General features: G+C 72.6%; 15 protein-coding genes. 6 read left to right on the top strand and 9 right to left on the bottom strand.

Annotated features, from left to right (window positions below; all coding sequences use genetic code 11):
* The first annotated feature begins 151 nt into the window (after positions 1-151).
* Together ACFWBW_RS00075 and ACFWBW_RS00070 are read left to right on the top strand one after the other, a co-directional pair.
* Positions 152-1,381 (top strand): DUF1266 domain-containing protein, encoded by a 1,230-nt coding sequence (locus ACFWBW_RS00075; RefSeq protein ID WP_385367033.1) that lies wholly within the window; start codon positions 152-154, stop codon positions 1,379-1,381.
* The gene (locus ACFWBW_RS00070; protein WP_385367031.1) at positions 1,378-1,953 is read left to right on the top strand and encodes a GNAT family N-acetyltransferase; all 576 of its coding nucleotides are present in this window, start codon (positions 1,378-1,380) and stop codon (positions 1,951-1,953) included. The genes ACFWBW_RS00075 and ACFWBW_RS00070 overlap by 4 nt, the downstream gene beginning before the upstream one ends.
* Before the next feature lie 19 nt (positions 1,954-1,972).
* Here ACFWBW_RS00070 and ACFWBW_RS00065 read toward each other — a convergent pair whose 3' ends face one another.
* From ACFWBW_RS00065 to ACFWBW_RS00055, 3 genes are read right to left on the bottom strand one after another with little or no spacing between them, the layout of a single operon-like run.
* The gene (locus ACFWBW_RS00065) at positions 1,973-2,362 is read right to left on the bottom strand and encodes a VOC family protein (RefSeq protein ID WP_385367029.1); all 390 of its coding nucleotides are present in this window, start codon (positions 2,360-2,362) and stop codon (positions 1,973-1,975) included.
* Positions 2,363-2,386: 24 nt separating this feature from the next.
* Entirely contained in the window at positions 2,387-3,613 is a 1,227-nt protein-coding gene (locus tag ACFWBW_RS00060) for a DUF418 domain-containing protein (RefSeq protein ID WP_385367027.1), read from the bottom strand.
* 27 nt (positions 3,614-3,640) lie between these two features.
* Complete coding sequence (locus ACFWBW_RS00055; protein ID WP_385367025.1) at positions 3,641-4,627, bottom strand: DMT family transporter; 987 nt, start codon at positions 4,625-4,627, stop codon at positions 3,641-3,643.
* Positions 4,628-4,776: 149 nt separating this feature from the next.
* On the opposite strand from ACFWBW_RS00055, the gene ACFWBW_RS00050 reads away from it, so the two are divergent.
* Positions 4,777-5,718 carry a LysR family transcriptional regulator gene (locus ACFWBW_RS00050; RefSeq protein WP_385367023.1) on the top strand — a complete coding sequence of 314 codons (942 nt, stop codon included), beginning with the start codon at positions 4,777-4,779 and terminating at the stop codon, positions 5,716-5,718.
* A 73-nt stretch (positions 5,719-5,791) separates the two neighbouring features.
* Positions 5,792-6,202 (top strand): PPOX class F420-dependent oxidoreductase, encoded by a 411-nt coding sequence (locus ACFWBW_RS00045; protein ID WP_385367021.1) that lies wholly within the window; start codon positions 5,792-5,794, stop codon positions 6,200-6,202.
* Between the two features lie 33 nt (positions 6,203-6,235).
* Here ACFWBW_RS00045 and ACFWBW_RS00040 read toward each other — a convergent pair whose 3' ends face one another.
* The 6 genes from ACFWBW_RS00040 to pdhA form a co-directional block, all read right to left on the bottom strand.
* Positions 6,236-6,985: a hypothetical protein gene (locus ACFWBW_RS00040; RefSeq protein WP_385367019.1), complete on the bottom strand. Its 750-nt coding sequence runs from the start codon at positions 6,983-6,985 to the stop codon at positions 6,236-6,238.
* Positions 6,986-7,040: 55 nt separating this feature from the next.
* Positions 7,041-8,420: a hypothetical protein gene (locus ACFWBW_RS00035; protein ID WP_385367017.1), complete on the bottom strand. Its 1,380-nt coding sequence runs from the start codon at positions 8,418-8,420 to the stop codon at positions 7,041-7,043.
* Positions 8,421-8,472: 52 nt separating this feature from the next.
* Positions 8,473-9,414, bottom strand: coding sequence for a GNAT family N-acetyltransferase (locus ACFWBW_RS00030; protein WP_385367015.1), 942 nt, complete (start codon positions 9,412-9,414; stop codon positions 8,473-8,475).
* A gap of 171 nt (positions 9,415-9,585) precedes the next feature.
* Positions 9,586-11,016 (bottom strand): dihydrolipoamide acetyltransferase family protein, encoded by a 1,431-nt coding sequence (locus ACFWBW_RS00025; RefSeq protein ID WP_385367014.1) that lies wholly within the window; start codon positions 11,014-11,016, stop codon positions 9,586-9,588.
* 13 nt (positions 11,017-11,029) lie between these two features.
* Positions 11,030-12,010: an alpha-ketoacid dehydrogenase subunit beta gene (locus tag ACFWBW_RS00020; protein ID WP_385367012.1), complete on the bottom strand. Its 981-nt coding sequence runs from the start codon at positions 12,008-12,010 to the stop codon at positions 11,030-11,032.
* A 5-nt stretch (positions 12,011-12,015) separates the two neighbouring features.
* Positions 12,016-13,221 (bottom strand): pyruvate dehydrogenase (acetyl-transferring) E1 component subunit alpha, encoded by a 1,206-nt coding sequence (pdhA, locus tag ACFWBW_RS00015; RefSeq protein WP_385367010.1) that lies wholly within the window; start codon positions 13,219-13,221, stop codon positions 12,016-12,018.
* A gap of 325 nt (positions 13,222-13,546) precedes the next feature.
* Here pdhA and ACFWBW_RS00010 point away from each other — a divergent pair, with 325 nt between their 5' ends.
* Positions 13,547-14,209, top strand: coding sequence for a response regulator transcription factor (locus tag ACFWBW_RS00010; protein ID WP_266906697.1), 663 nt, complete (start codon positions 13,547-13,549; stop codon positions 14,207-14,209).
* Between the two features lie 164 nt (positions 14,210-14,373).
* On the top strand, positions 14,374-14,790 hold the full coding sequence (locus ACFWBW_RS00005; RefSeq protein ID WP_327253906.1) for a pyridoxamine 5'-phosphate oxidase family protein: 417 nt from the start codon (positions 14,374-14,376) through the stop codon (positions 14,788-14,790).
* Positions 14,791-14,888 lie beyond the last annotated feature (98 nt).

Below are 14,888 nucleotides of genomic sequence, written 5' to 3'. Positions count from 1 at the left end.
ACATGGATGCTGGGGTCTTCACATCGTCAAGGCCCTCTCCGCGCACTGGGGGTCACGGACCGGATCGTCGGCAGGACCGTGTGGGCGGAGCTGACCCACGGCTGAGGCCACGAGGCCACGAGGCCACGAGGCCCCCGTTAGGGTGATCCACATGGATGGGTGGACGGCGCCGAGTTCCATCGAGCGCGAGTTGTACGAGGCCAAGGCGCGCGGGGACTGGGCGGGATACATGGACGCCCTCGCACGCAGCGAGCTGTTCCTGCCGCAGTCCCGGGCGCAGGTCGACGCCGAGCCCACGACGGCCCGCTTCCACCCCACCCCCGACCGGCGCTGCCTCGTCGTCCACACCCGCGGCATGCTGCCCGTCCCGGACCCGCACACCGTGTACCTGCCCAGGTCGCTCGCCTGGTTCGCGAACGCCTGGGACTCCGCCGACCCGCCCCACCTCGCCGTGAACCCCGGCTCCCCCACCGAGGCCTTCCTCACGACCACCCCCGCCGACCTCGCCCGCTGGCGCGCCCACTGGGACGCCGCGGCCCCGGTCTGGGGCCTCGCCCCCAAAGCCGTGCACGCCCTGCACGTCGGCGGCCCGCTGCACGGGCCGGTCGCGCACGGGCTGGCCGTCGGAGCCCATCTCGCCGTCACCAACGGGGAGTTCTGGAACGCGCTGGCCTACCACGGCGACGGCTACACCAGGGAACGCGAACGCCTGCGCCGGGACTGGGACGTCACCGACTCCGCCGGCTGGCACCAGGTCCTGCGCGGCCTGCTCTCCGCCGGGATGGTCAGCCCCGTCTGGGAGTTCGCGCTGCGCGTGCGCCGCCTCCTCGCCTCCGACTTCGCCGGCCCCGTGGACCCTGAGCACTGGCGGCACGCCGCGGCCACCGCCCTGCGCCGCAACGCCGAGCGGGAGGCCGAACCGCAGCTCACCCCCGAGGGCGTCACCCTCGCCGCGCCCCGGCCGACCGCCGAGGTGGAGGGCGAGATCGCGGGCGTACAGCGGCTGATCGGCCGGATCGCCCGCTACGAGCAGCGCTTCCGCGCCGACGGGCTGCTCCCCGAGGACGGCTGGGTCCGCTCCGTCGAGGGCTGGGACCACGGCCGGGCCTCACAGCTGGCCCGCTGGGGACTCGCCGCCCGCTACGGCACCCTCGCCGAAGCCGAACGCGGCGTACTGGCCGCCGGGGCCGCGGCGCGCGCGGCCTACCGCTCGTGGGAGGAGTTCTCCGCCGGGTACGCGCTGGCGCGGTGCCTGCACTTCGACGAGGAGGAGTTCGGCGACTGGTACGCGAGCTCCCTGGCCACCCACCTCACCCTGACCACCGACCCGGCGAGCCCCTGGCGCAACATCCCCTGGCGGGCACCCGAAGGAGCCACGTGACGCAGCAAGGGAACATCACGACGGAGCGCATCGACGGCCCGGCCGCGGCGCCGGCGGCGGACGCGTTCGGGCTGGTCTACGCCGAGGTGTTCGCGGAGCCTCCGCACCTCGAGACCGAGGACGAGATCGCCGCCGCCTTCCGCCGCTTCCCCGACCTGACGCACAGGCCCGCCTTCCGCGCGGCCCTGGCCCGTACCCCGGAAGGCGAACCGGCCGGCATGGCCTACGGCTGGACGCTGCAGCCCGACGCGGTGTGGTGGGACGAACTCACCGAGCCCGTGTCCGCCGCCATGCGGCGCGAGAACGGCCGCCGCACCTTCGGGCTCATCGAGCTCGCCGTGCGCGCGCCGTGGCGCGGACAGGGCGTCGCACGGCGGCTGCACACGGCGCTGCTCGACGGCACCACGGCCGAGCGGGTGCTGCTGAAGGTCCACCAGGAGGCCGGGGCGGCCTCGGCCGCCTACCGGGCGTGGGGGTACCGCAAGATCGGCGAGGCACGGCCCCCGGGCGCGGACCCCTACGCGAGCACGGACCTGCGTGATGTCATGCTGCTCAATCTGCTGCGGCGCTGAAGGCGGGACAGGCCTCGGCTCACGGCCGGGATTCCATGGCGGCCTTGTCGGACTCGCTCCGCAGGACGCAGAACTCGTTGCCCTCGGGATCGGCGAGGACGGCCCAGCCCGAGCCGTCGGGCTCGCGCCGGTCGGCCACCAGGACGGCGCCGAGGTCCAGGAGCCGGTCCACCTCCTGCTCGCGCGAGACTTCGGGGCGCAGGCACAGGTGGATCCGGTTCTTGACCGTCTTCGCCTCGGGCACCTCGTTGAAGTACAGCGCCGGTCCCTCCGCCAGGAGCACCTGTGTCGCCGGGTCGCCCGGCCTGGCGTCCGGATCCAGCGGGCGGCCCGTCACACCGCTCCAGAAGCGGGCCAGCCCATAGGCATCCGCACAGTCGATCGCCACGTTCTGCACCACCGAAACCATGCGCCCAGCTTTGTCGATCACCGCTCAGGACGCCACCGGCTTGTGGCGCTCGTCACGGTTCCGCGGGAGCCGGGCGAGGGTGACCGCGCGCAGCAGCCATTCCACCGGGCCGTACCGGTACCTGGCCATCAGGTGCTTGCTGAGGGCGAGTTGGGCCCCGTATAGGACGAGCGCGCCGAGTTCGACGACGGCCGCGCCGAGGCGGTCGTACAGGGCGAGGCCGTAGGCGGTGAAGACGAGGGCCATGACGAGGGACTGGCTCAGGTAGTTCGTCAGAGCCATCCGGCCGGCGGGGGCCAGGAGCGCCGCCGTGCGCCCGCCCCGGGCCGTCTTGAAGAAGAGGAGCATTCCGCAGACGTACGCGGCGGTGAGCGCGGGGGCCGTGACCATGCCCACGACCGAACCGGGCAGGCTCCACCGGGGACCGAGCACGCCGCCGGCGGCCAGGGCCATGAAGACGCTGCCGGGCAGGCCCAGGGCGACGCCGAGCACGCAGATGCGGCGCATCCGGGCCGCGTACCGTCCGGTGTCGGCGAGGAGGCGGCGCTTGCCGCAGTACAGGCCGGTCAGGAAGGCGGCCAGGACGAAGCCGCCCATCAGCAGCACGGCGAGGAGCGCGTCGGGCAGCTGGCCGAGGTTGGCCCGCACGACGGACGCCGGGTCGCCGCGGTACTCGGCGACCAGTGCGGCGAACTCCGGCGGGAGCGCGCTCAGTTCGGCCGCTTCGGCGTCCGACGTGAACAGGGATCCCAGACCCAGGAGGAGCAGGAGGGCGCTCGCGCATCCGTACACGACCCGGGCCGCGCGCAGGGCCGCCCCGGGCGAGCAGTTCCGTGCGGCGATCAGGACCAGGCCGAGCAGCGCGTAGGTCATGAGGATGTCGCCGGTATACAGCAGTACGGCGTGCAGGAGGCCCAGGACGAGCAGGCCGAGCGAGCGGCGCAGCATCCGGGGGACGGGGCTCGCGCCGTCGCGTGCGGCGGAGTCCTGCTGGAGGGTGAAGCTGTATCCGAAGAGGAACGAGAACATCAGGTAGAACTTGCCGACCACCAGGGCCTGTACGACCCCCTCGACGGTGCGGTCGAGCGTGGTCGCGTCCGGGTCGACGGTGCCGCCCGGGGCGTACGGGCTCGCCATCATCAGCACGTTGACCAGCAGGATGCCCAGGAGCGCGAACCCGCGCAGGGCGTCGACCTCCGGTATCCGTGTGGGCCGGTCCGTCCGTTCGTGCGCAGCAGCCGTTGCGGGCACCGCTTCCCCCAAGTGGTCGTGGGCGTGTCAGGCCCCTGCCCCCGGCTGCCGGACGGTGGCCGCGGCCTCGGCCGGGGCCGGGGCTGTTCGGTCGTCCAGGTGGTCGGGCCGGGGCGAGGGGCGCTTGGCTTCCTTGACGACCGTAGCCCGGCGGCGCGTCAGGGCGACGCCCAGGAGGACGACGGCCATGCCGACGATCACGCGCGGGCCGATCTCCTCTCCCAGTACGAGCGCTCCCAGCACCACCGAGACCACCGGCAGGAGGTAGCCGACGGTCGCCGCGTTGGTCGCGCCCTCGTCGGCGATGATCCGGTAGGTGAGGTAGAAGGTGACGCCGGTGGCGAAGACGCCGAGGACCACGACGGCGAGCAGGGGCACCGCTTCGAGCCGTACCGCGGTCAGGCCCGGTCCGCCGACGGGCAGCGCCAGCGTCGTGAGCCCGGTGGCCGCCAGGAGTTGGGCGGTGGCGAGCGAGAGGGTGGGCACACCCTTGCCGACGAGGTGACGGCCCATGTAGGTGAAGGCGAAGGCGTAGCTCGCGGCGGCTCCCAGGATGGCGAGCGCTCCCCAGCCCACGTGCCCCGGCCCCGACCGCTGCCACGGGGCGAAGATCAGCGCGGTCCCGGCGAGCCCGACCAGCAGACCGGCCACCCGGATCGCGCGGGGGCGGCGCTCGGCGCGGGTGACGAGCCCGATCAGCAGCGACCACAGCGGGGTCGTCGCGTTCAGCACGCCCGCGAGCCCCGAGTCGACGCTCTGCTGGCCCACGCCGAACAGGGCGAACGGGAGCGCGTTGCAGAAGAAGGCCGCCACCAGGACGTGGCCCCACACCGCCCGCCCCGCGGGCAGGCGTTGGTGCGCGAACCGGCACGCGGCCCCGAGGACGAGGGCGCCGAGAGCGCAGCGGACCAGGGTGACCTGGACCGGGGTGAATCCGTCCAGGGCCAGGTCGATCCACAAGAACGTCGAGCCCCACAGGAGGGCGAGCACGCCGACGCGTCCGGCACCGATCACGGTTCTGCTCCTCGGGTATCGGCTGTCAGGTATCGGGTATCGCGAATCGGGCCACGGGGTGTGGGTCGCGGTTCCCTCCCCACCACGGTGCGGCACCCGATACGACAGGACAAGCAAATGGTTCTGCATCAACCGTTAACGTGTACTACATGCTCGATGTGCGAAGGATGCAGGTCCTGAGGGCCGTGGTCACCAGCGGATCGGTGACCGCCGCGGCGGCCCACCTGGGGTACACCCCCTCCGCGGTCAGCCAGCAGGTGGCGGCCCTGGAGCGGCAGGCCGGCATCCCCCTGCTCGAACGGGTCGGGCGGGGCGTCCGGCCCACGGCGGCGGGCCGGCTGCTCGCCGACCACGCCGCCGTCATCAGCCGCGACGTCGCAGCGGCGGAGACCGCCCTGGCCGACCTCAGGGCAGGCCGCACCGGGCGCCTCGCCGTCCGCTACTTCGCCACGGCGGGCGCGGCGCTGGTGGCCCCCGCCCTGGCCGGGCTGCGCCGCGAACACCCGGGCGTGCGGATCGACTTGCGGATGACCGACCCCGAGGACCCGCTGCTGGAGGTGGAGCAGGGCCACGCGGACCTCGCCCTGGTCATCACGCCCCGGACGCGGCCGCGCGAGGACGTGGAGCTGGTCCACCTGCTCGACGACGCGTACGACGCGGTGCTTCCGGCCGGGCACCGGCTGGCGTCCCGGGAGACGATCGCCCTCGTGGAACTCGCGGACGAGCAGTGGGTAGGCAGCGAGCCGCCCGGCCCCTGCCTGGAGCCGGTCCTCGAAGCCTGCGCGGCGGCGGGCTTCAGCCCCGACTTCGTGGTGCAGAGCGAGGACTACCCGACGGCTCAGGGCTTCGTCGCCGCCGGCCTCGGCATCGGCCTGATGCCGCGCATGGGCCTGGGCCTGGGCATGGGGATGGGCCCGGGCCCGGTCGCGGGCCGTCATCCGGGGGTCGTCGTACGCCCGGTCCGCGATCCGCGCCCGACCAGGTCCGTCTACGCCGCGGTCCGCAAGGTGTCCATGGGCCGGCCCGCCGTACGCGCCCTGCTCGAAGCACTCCGGCAGGGCGCGGCACCCGACACCGGCGACCTGCCCTAGTGCTGTGACCGGGAGCCCCGCGTCCGCGCCAAAGTCGCTTTGGGCGTGCGGGCATCCCCATTACCGTGCCCGCATGACCCTTGTGCTGAACGACACCGTACGAAAGCTCCTCGACGCCCCGCACCCCGCCGTGCTCGCCACCCTCAACCCGGACGGCAGCCCGCAGAGTTCGGTGGTGTGGGTGACCCGGGACGGGGACGAGATCCTGATCTCCACCGAGCGCGGCCGCCGCAAGGAGCGCAACATCGTGGGGGACCCCCGCATCGGCCTCACCGTCTTCGACCTGGCCAACTCCTCGCTCTACGCCGAGATCCGCGGCACCGCCACCGTCACCGAGGACATCGGCCGGTCCGTCGCCGTCCGCGTCGCGGAGGAGTACGAGGGCCCGGGCGCGGGCGCGGAGTACGCGAACCTCCCGGCCGAGAACGTCCGGGTCGTCATACGCCTCACCCCCACCAAGGTGCTCGGCAGCGCGGCGCGCTGAAGCCCCCCCCGCCCCTCGCCCGCCCAAGCCCCCCTACGGGAGTCCCGGCCGCACCGCCGCCCAGACGTCCACCGCCGCCGCCAAGGGGTCGGACACCGCGAGGTAGGGCCGGGCTGGGGCCATGCAGGGGATCAGGTTCTTGATCCGGCGCAGCCGCAGGATGGCGGGTCGCGGCAGGTCCCGCCAGCCGGGTGCCTGCGCGAGTGCCTCGGCCGGGGTCAGCTCGAAGAGGGCCAGCACGTCCCGGCACAGGGCGGCGGGGTCGCGGTCCGCGGCGCCGTCCCCGCCGGGACCGAAGCGCTGGAGCAAGTAGCTCCGTACGTAAGGCCGTTCCTCGGGGCGGTCCAGCCGGTCGAGCGCGGCGAGCGCGATGCTGCCCCACCGCAGCCGCACCCCGTCGGGCAGCCCCTCGTCCTGCATCCGGAACGTGGCCAGGGAACGCAGCTGCTCCGAATCCGGCTCCTCCAGCAGCGGGGGCCCGGTGGCCAGCCACGCCTCCAGCTCCCCCAGCGCGTGCCCGGTCGGCGGTACGCACGTCAGCACCTGCCCCTGCGCGAGCAACGCGACCACGGGCCCCGTGAGGTGCACCTTCGCCACGTGCCCCGCGTCGAAGGACCCGACCGTGCGACCGTACCGCTCGATCTCCCGCAGCCTGGTCCGCAGTTCGCCGGTCGCGTACACCTGCCCGGCCCGCGCCACTCCGCCGATGCACCGCACCACGCACACGCCACCCGTGACATCGGCCGCCTCGACGGCACACACCTGCAACTCCGCGAAGGACACCGCGTCCCACCCCTCTCCCGGCGGGGAGGCTACCCCCGGAAGCCTCCCCGCGCGGTCACTTCCGGCTACGCCGGGGCTGCGCGTGCCGGAAGGAGTCCCGGGCCGCGCGCACGGCGGCCCGGAGCCCGGCGTCGTCGAGGTCCCCCGGTTCGGCGAGCTCCGGATCCGCCGCGTAGTCCTCGAGCACCATGAACACCTCGTCGAAGAGGGCGCCGAGCGGCCCCTGGACCCGTTCGCCGTCCGCCAGGGAAGCGCTGCGGGCTTCCCGCCAGCCGGCTGCGAAGTCCGGTGCGGTGCAGGCCCCGTCGGTGAAGGCGTCCAGCAGCGCCAGCCGTCGCGCGGCGGCGCTCGCCGGGTCGACCTCGTCGGTACGGGACCACGCCCGGTGCACCGGGGGATGCGCGGCCGCCACGGCCGGCAGCGCGGGGTGGCGGTCCGCGAGGGCGCGCGCGTGACGGCCGAACCGGGCGCGGGCCGCGTCGTGTCCCTCCACGACCGCCGCCGTCATGAACGCGGCCGTCCCCGCGATCAGCGCATGGCCCGGTCCGGGGAAGAGGACGGCTCCTTGCAGGTCGGGCGTGCGCAGCAGGAACGGCGGGTGGATGTCCGTGCCCTCCGTGCGGCCCGCCGGGAGGGACCTCGTACCGCCGGCCGAACCGGGTTCCTCTGCGAGGTGCGAGGCGAGGACGGACGACGCCCCGACCGCACGGCATCCGGCCGCGATCCGGCCGCTCAGCGCCGCGTCGATCCGTGCGCCCGCGGGGACCGGGACCACCGTTTTGTCCCGCAGCCAGGAGGGGGCGAAAGTGCCGTCCCGTTCGACCAGGGCCCGCGGACCGGAAGCCCCGTCGCACACCGGCCCGGTCGTCCCGCCTGCCACGGATGCCTCCCCCGCCCAGACCTCCCGCCTCACGACCGCCGGATCCCTCACCGCCCGCGCTCCGGCCGTGTACAGGAGCCATCTCAGCTCCTCCCGGGCGAAGGAGGGCTCGCCCCAGGTGTCCAGCCACAGCCGCAGCACACCGTCACCCGCGGGCGGGGCCGTCAGGTCCCACCAGGCCCATCCCCGGACCTCCAATGCGGGATCGAAGCGCCAGAGCCAGTCCTGCAGGGCCCAGGGCGTGTCGCCGGTCCGCTGTGCGTACCGGTCGCGCCCGCGGGCCGCGAAGGGCTCCACAGGACCGCCGCCCCGGCAGACGCCGGCGAACCAGCCGGGCACGGTGTCGACGGGCAGGTCCTCGTCCCCGTCGAAGGACTCCGTGGCGGCGATGTGCAGTACGGCGTCCAGGACTCCGCGCAGCCTGTCCGCGAACCGCACCGGGTCCCCGTCCACGGTGAGTTCGACATGGGCGAGGACCGGCGGCGCGGTATCGGACTCCGGCCGGTGCGACACCCGGTACCGCTCGGCTTCGATGTCCTCGACCTCGTGCAGCACTTCACCCTCCTGGTGTTCCGGCCCCACATTCTCCGGGACCCCGCCGGTTGCCTCAGGCCTTCGGGGCCGCCTCCAGGACCAGGCGGATCTCCGTGACCTCGTAGCCGGCGCGGGTGAAGGCGGCGGCCATCGGGGCGTTCACGGTGTCCGTGGTGGCGGTGATGCGTTCGGCGCCCTCGGAGGCGTGGAAGCGGGTGATCTCGGCGAGGATCTCGTCGATCAGGCCCTGTCCGCGCTGCTCCGGGACCACGCCGAGGTAGCCGACGTTGCGGTGGTACGGGGTCGCGGAGGGGATCGCCATTCCGGCGAGGGTGCCGTCGGGGAGGTGCGCCAGGCGCCACCAGGAGCGCTCGCCGGGGCAGTCGGTGTAGAACTCGATGTCGTCGCGCGCCAGTTCCTCGGCGTCGATCGTGCGGAGCTCGTTCTGCGTGTGCAGGTCCAGGCTGCCGGCCGAGAGGCGGACGAAGGCGTCGAGGAACTCCTCGTCGGTGCCCTCGCGGAAGACGAGGCGGCCGGTGGGTTCGGCGGTCCCCGCGGCGGGGGTCCACTCGAAGCGGAGCCGCTCGATCTCGCGGACCAGGCCGGAGGAGACGGCGGCCTTCTGGCGCCAGGCGACCGCGTCGGCCAGGCCGTCGGGGGAGGTGCGCCAGTCGCGCGGGAGCGAGACGTTGTAGTCGGGGAGCTTGCCGAAGGCCTCGTGCCCGGCGGCGAGCAGCCCGGCGGCGACGGCGGCCGGGTCCGCCACGGAGCCGCGTACCTGGAGGCAGTCGAGCGCGATCGGGCGCTCGCTGTCGGCGCGGCCCCACCACAGGGCGCGGGCCAGGATCTCGCCGTTCTCGTCCTCGGCGAACCAGGTCCACTCGGGGCGCATCTGGCCCGCGGCCAGCTCTTCGCGGATCTTCTCGGGGGTGAGGGCGGGGACGGGGCCGTCGGCCGGGTAGGCGAGGGCGCGGTCCAGGTCGTCGGTGTCTGCTGTGGCAGCGCGGAAGTGCATGGGCCGATGATCACACCGGACGGAGACGTTCTCCAAGGAGTTTCTGCACGTCAGGGGCACGTCCGGGGCGCGCCGGGGGCACCTCGGGGGCGCCTCGGAGGCGCCTCGGAGGCGGTTCGGTACGGATTCCGGCCTCCGGGAGCAATCCCCGGAGGCCGGTCCGCCGGGCCGTCAGGACCAGGTGATCAGACGGCGGGGGTGCTCCAGGACGGCGGCGATGTCCGCGAGGAAGCGGGAGCCGAGTTCGCCGTCGATGAGGCGGTGGTCGAAGGACAGCGCCAGGGTGGTGACGTGGCGGGCCTTGACCTTGCCCTTGTGGACCCACGGCTGGAGCTTGATCGCGCCGACCGCGAGGATCGCGGACTCTCCGGGGTTCAGGATGGGCGTACCGGTGTCGACGCCGAAGACGCCGACGTTGGTGATGGTGATCGTGCCCTGCTGCATGTCTGCCGGGGAGGTCTTGCCCTCGCGGGCCGTGGCGACCAGCCCGGACAGCGCCTGCGACAGCTCGCCGAGCGTCTTGGCGTCCGCGTCCTTGATGTTCGGGACGATCAGCCCGCGGGGGGTGGCCGCCGCGATGCCCAGGTTCACGTAGTGCTTGAGCACGATCTCCTGGGCCGCCTCGTCCCAGGACGCGTTCACGTCCGGGTTGCGGCGGATCGCCACGAGGACGGCCTTGGCGATCAGGAGCAGCGGGTTGATCCGGAGCCCCGCGAGGTCCGGGTCCTCCTTGAGCTCCTGGACCAGCTTCATCGTGCGGGTCACGTCGAAGGTGATGAACTCGGTGACGTGCGGCGCGGTGAAGGCGGAGCCGACCATGGCCTGGGCGGTGACCTTGCGGACGCCCTTGACCGGGATACGGGTCTCCCGGGCGGTCGCGGACCCCGCCACGGGCACCTCGGCCGGAGCCTGTACGGGAGCCTGCGCCGGAGCCGGAGCCGCCGCGGGAACCGCAGCCGGGGCCACGGTCTGCGGGGCGATCGCCGCCGCGGCCGCCGCATGGACGTCCTCGCGGGTCACGACCCCGCCGTCGCCGGTGGGGATCACCGCCGCCAGGTCGATGCCGAGGTCCTTGGCGAGCTTGCGCACCGGCGGCTTCGCCAGTGCCTTGCCCGCGCCGCTCTGCGCCGGGACCACGACGGCCGGAGCCGCGGGGGCCGGGGCGGCCGCGTGGGCCACGCCCGTGCCGTTCTGCGCGGCGACCGCGGGCTGCGGCGCAGCCTTGCGCGGGCGGCGCTTCGTGGAGGCGGTGGAGACTCCGTAGCCGACCAGGACGGGCTGGCGGGCCGCCGGGGCCTCGGGCTCCGCCGCCGCGGCGGGTTCCAGAGCGGCCGGAGCCGCTGCCGGAGCCTCGTCGGCCGGGCCCGTCCGGACGGAGATGATGACCTGGCCGACGTCGACCGTGACGCCCTCCTCGAAGAGGAGCGCGTGCACGACCCCGTCGAAGGGGATCGGCAGCTCGACGGCCGCCTTCGCCGTCTCCACCTCGCAGACGACCTGGCCGTCGGTGACGGTGTCACCCGGCTGGACGTACCACTTGAGGATCTCGGCCTCGGTGAGGCCCTCGCCCACATCGGGCATCTTGAATTCGCGGATCGTCATCGCAGGGCTCTCCTCAGTACGCCAGCGAGCGGTCGACTGCGTCGAGCACCCTGTCCAGGCCCGGCAGGTACTCGTCCTCCAGGCGGGCCGGCGGGTACGGGGCGTGGTAGCCGCCCACGCGCAGCACGGGCGCCTCCAGGTGGTAGAAGCACCGCTCCGTGATGCGAGCGGCGATCTCCGAACCCACACCGAGGAACACCGGCGCCTCGTGGACCACCACGAGCCGGCGGGTCTTCTCCACCGACGCCTGGATCCCGTCGAAGTCGACCGGGGACATCGAGCGCAGGTCGACGACCTCCACCGACTTGCCCTCCTCGGCGGCGGCCGCCGCGGCCTCCAGGCAGACCTTCACCATGGGCCCGTAGGCCGCCAGGGTGATGTCGGTACCCGTACGGGCCACCCGCGAGCCGTGCAGCGCGTCGGGAATGGCCTCGACGTCGACCTCGCCCTTGTCCCAGTAGCGGCGCTTCGGCTCGAAGAAGATCACCGGGTCGTCGCTGAGGATGGCCTGCTGGAGCATCCAGTAGGCATCGCTCGCGTTGGACGGCGAGACCACCTTCAGGCCCGGGACGTGCGCGAACAGCGTCTCCGGGGACTCCGAGTGGTGCTCGACCGCGCCGATGCCGCCCGCGTAGGGGATGCGGATGACGACCGGCATCTTGATGGTGCCGAGCGAGCGCGCGTGCATCTTGGCGAGCTGCGTGACGATCTGGTCGTACGCGGGGAAGACGAACCCGTCGAACTGGATCTCCACGACCGGCCGGTACCCGCGCAGGGCCAGGCCGATCGCGGTGCCGACGATGCCGGACTCGGCGAGCGGGGTGTCGATGACCCGCTCCTCGCCGAAGTCCTTCTGGAGTCCGTCGGTGATGCGGAAGACGCCGCCGAGCTTGCCGACGTCCTCACCCATGATCAGGACCTTGGGGTCCTCTTCCAGGGCCTTGCGCAGGGAGTCGTTGAGCGCTTTCGCGATGGTGAGCTTCTGTACGGCCATGACGGTCACTCCCCGCCTTCGAAGGACGCGAGGTAGGCGGCGAACTGAGCGCGCTCCTCGTCGACGAGCGCGTGCCCGTCCGCGTAGACGTTCTCGAAGATCGCCATCGTGTCGGGGTCGGGCATCGAGCGCACGACCTCGCGCACCCGCTTGCCGAGCGCCTCGCTCTCCACCTCCAGCTGCTCGAAGTACGCCTCGTCGGCGCCTCCGGTGGCCAGCAGGTGGGCCTTCAGGCGCAGGATCGGGTCCTTGGCCTCCCAGGCCGCCGTCTCCTCGTCGCGCCGGTACTTCGTCGGGTCGTCGGAGGTGGTGTGCGCACCCATCCGGTAGGTGAAGGCCTCCACCAGGGTGGGCCCCTCTCCCCGGCGGGCCCGCTCCAGCGCCCAGCGGGTGACCGCGAGGCAGGCCAGTACGTCGTTGCCGTCCACCCGGACGCCCGGGAAGCCGAAGCCCTGCGCGCGCTGGTAGAGCGGCACGCGCATCTGGCGCTCGGTGGGCTCGGAGATGGCCCACTGGTTGTTCTGGCAGAAGAAGACCACCGGCGAGTTGTAGACCGCCGAGAAGGTGAAGGCCTCCGCCACGTCGCCCTGGCTGGACGCGCCGTCGCCGAAGTAGGCGATGACGGCCGAGTCCGCGCCGTCCTTGGCCACGCCCATCGCGTACCCGGTCGCGTGCAGCGTCTGGGAGCCGATGACGATCGTGTACAGGTGGAAGTTGTTGGTGGTCGGGTCCCAGCCACCGTGGTTCACACCGCGGAACATGCCGAGCAGGTTGGTCGGGTCGACCCCCCGGCACCAGGCGACACCGTGCTCGCGGTACGTCGGGAAGACGTAGTCGTCGTCGCGCAGGGCCCGGCCGGAGCCGATCTGGGCAGCCTCCTGGCCGAGCAGCGAGGCCCACAGGCCCAGCTCGCCCTGGCGCTGCAGGGCGGTCGCCTCGCCGTCGAAACGGCGGGTCATGACCATGTCGCGGTACAGACCGCGCAGGTCATCGGTGGTGATGTCGGCGACGAAGGGCGCGAATTCCGCGACGTCGGGATTTTCCGCGACGTCGACGCGCACCCCCTCGGGCGTCAGCAGCTGTACGAGCTGGGGCTCGGCGTCATGCGTCTTCGCGGTGGCAGCGGCGGGCTTGGCGGCGCTTGCCGCGCCGGCCGGCCGCTTGGTGCCGCTGCGGCGCGGCTTGCGCGCGGCAGTGCTCTCCACGGTCACGATTGCTCCTCCGTCGGTCCGGCACCCGGGTTCTCCGGGGACCAGTGCGGCTCACCTGGATCTCTGCCCGCGCACGGGGTGGGTGCGCTTCGGGTCTGGGATTCAGGCGTGACAGGTGCCCCGGCGAGTGCCCTGCGCAATGCACGTTACCCAGTGCGTCGCATAACTGCGAAACCCCGTTTGACCTGCGATTTTGCTTGGATTTCCAAGTAAATCGGCGGAACCGGGAACAACCACTGGTCACAGCCTTGCAGGGGGCCGGAACAACGGCACGTTATCCCGCTCGTCTCCGGCAGGGAAGGGGTGAGTGTGTGAAACTGAGTTCGTGCGCGAAAACGGAAAAATCAAGGTATTCCTCCTGGACGACCACGAAGTGGTGCGTAGGGGTGTTCACGAGCTGTTGTCGATGGAATCGGACATCGAAGTGGTGGGTGAGGCCGGTACGGCCGCCGACGCGCTGGTCCGGATCCCCGCCACCCGCCCCGACGTGGCCGTCCTCGACGTCCGGCTGCCCGACGGCAGCGGCGTGGAGGTGTGCCGCGAGGTGCGCTCCCAGAACGAGGACATCAAGTGCCTGATGCTCACCTCGTTCGCCGACGACGAGGCGCTGTTCGACGCGATCATGGCGGGCGCCTCGGGCTACGTGCTCAAGGCCATCCGCGGCAACGAGCTGCTCAACGCGGTGCGTGACGTGGCGGCCGGCAAGTCCCTGCTGGACCCCGTCGCCACGGCCCGGGTGCTGGAGCGGCTGCGCGACGGCAAGAACGGCAAGGGCGACGACCGCCTGTCGAACCTCACCGAGCAGGAACGCAAGATCCTCGACCTGATCGGCGAGGGCCTGACGAACCGCGTGATCGGCGAGCGGCTGCACCTGGCCGAGAAGACGATCAAGAACTACGTCTCCAGCCTGCTGTCCAAGCTCGGCATGGAGCGCCGGTCCCAGGCCGCCGCGTACGTCGCCCGCCTGCAGGCCGAGAAGGGGCGCTAGCCGCACCCCCCGCATTCGCTACACAGCGTTACGCCCCGTGGTCGCACACTGCGTCACATCGGAAGGTGGCACGGGGCGCGCTGTTTAATTCGGGACCAACGTCCCCGATGTGCGGGGCGGGCTCCTCTTTCCCGGCAGCGTGTCGGTACCGGACAGTGGATGACATGTCCCCAGAGGAACTCCACGCCATCGAACTGCTGCGCCGCGTGCCGTACGGCCGAGCCGCCACCAGCATGCGCGCGCTGCCCTTCCTCGCCGTCGCGCGCCACATCGTGGTGAACGGCAAGGTCGTCCTGAGAATGCACGCCGGTTTCGGATATCACCACGCCTGCAACGGCAGTGTGGTCTCGTACGGGGCCGACAACTTCAATTCCGGCGAGTCCCAGCTGTGGTCGGTGCAGTTCACCGGCACCGCGAACCTCGTCGAACCCACCACCGCCGAACTGGAGCTGTTCGGCCCCGGTCCGCACTTCGTGGACGGCGCGGTCTTCGACCCCGTCTACATGCGGATCGAGCCGCACCTCGTCACCGTCCACACCCTCGCGGGCAACCTGGACCGGCAGTACCAGCACGCGCTCTGAGCACCACTGCGCGGGACTTTGGTCCCGACGCGGGAACGGGCCCGGGGGGGAGGGGGGTGGGAGGGAACCTGCGGTGCCTCCCCTCCTTCCCCCCACCC

It is taken from the genome of Streptomyces sp. NPDC059957 (genome assembly GCF_042730015.1).
Classification (GTDB): domain Bacteria; phylum Actinomycetota; class Actinomycetes; order Streptomycetales; family Streptomycetaceae; genus Streptomyces.
Note: the sequence above shows the minus strand (reverse complement) of the source record. Positions and strands in the feature narration are given on the sequence as shown.

Excerpts from the sequence above, each read along its gene's own strand:
- ACFWBW_RS00075 (WP_385367033.1), top strand. The coding sequence starts at position 152 with ATGGATGGGTGGACGGCGCCGAGTTCCATCGAGCGCGAGTTGTACGAG.
- ACFWBW_RS00065 (WP_385367029.1), bottom strand. The coding sequence starts at position 2,362 with ATGGTTTCGGTGGTGCAGAACGTGGCGATCGACTGTGCGGATGCCTAT.
- ACFWBW_RS00050 (WP_385367023.1), top strand. The coding sequence starts at position 4,777 with ATGCTCGATGTGCGAAGGATGCAGGTCCTGAGGGCCGTGGTCACCAGC.
- ACFWBW_RS00045 (WP_385367021.1), top strand. The coding sequence starts at position 5,792 with ATGACCCTTGTGCTGAACGACACCGTACGAAAGCTCCTCGACGCCCCG.
- ACFWBW_RS00030 (WP_385367015.1), bottom strand. The coding sequence starts at position 9,414 with ATGCACTTCCGCGCTGCCACAGCAGACACCGACGACCTGGACCGCGCC.
- ACFWBW_RS00025 (WP_385367014.1), bottom strand. The coding sequence starts at position 11,016 with ATGACGATCCGCGAATTCAAGATGCCCGATGTGGGCGAGGGCCTCACC.
- ACFWBW_RS00020 (WP_385367012.1), bottom strand. The coding sequence starts at position 12,010 with ATGGCCGTACAGAAGCTCACCATCGCGAAAGCGCTCAACGACTCCCTG.
- ACFWBW_RS00005 (WP_327253906.1), top strand. The coding sequence starts at position 14,374 with ATGTCCCCAGAGGAACTCCACGCCATCGAACTGCTGCGCCGCGTGCCG.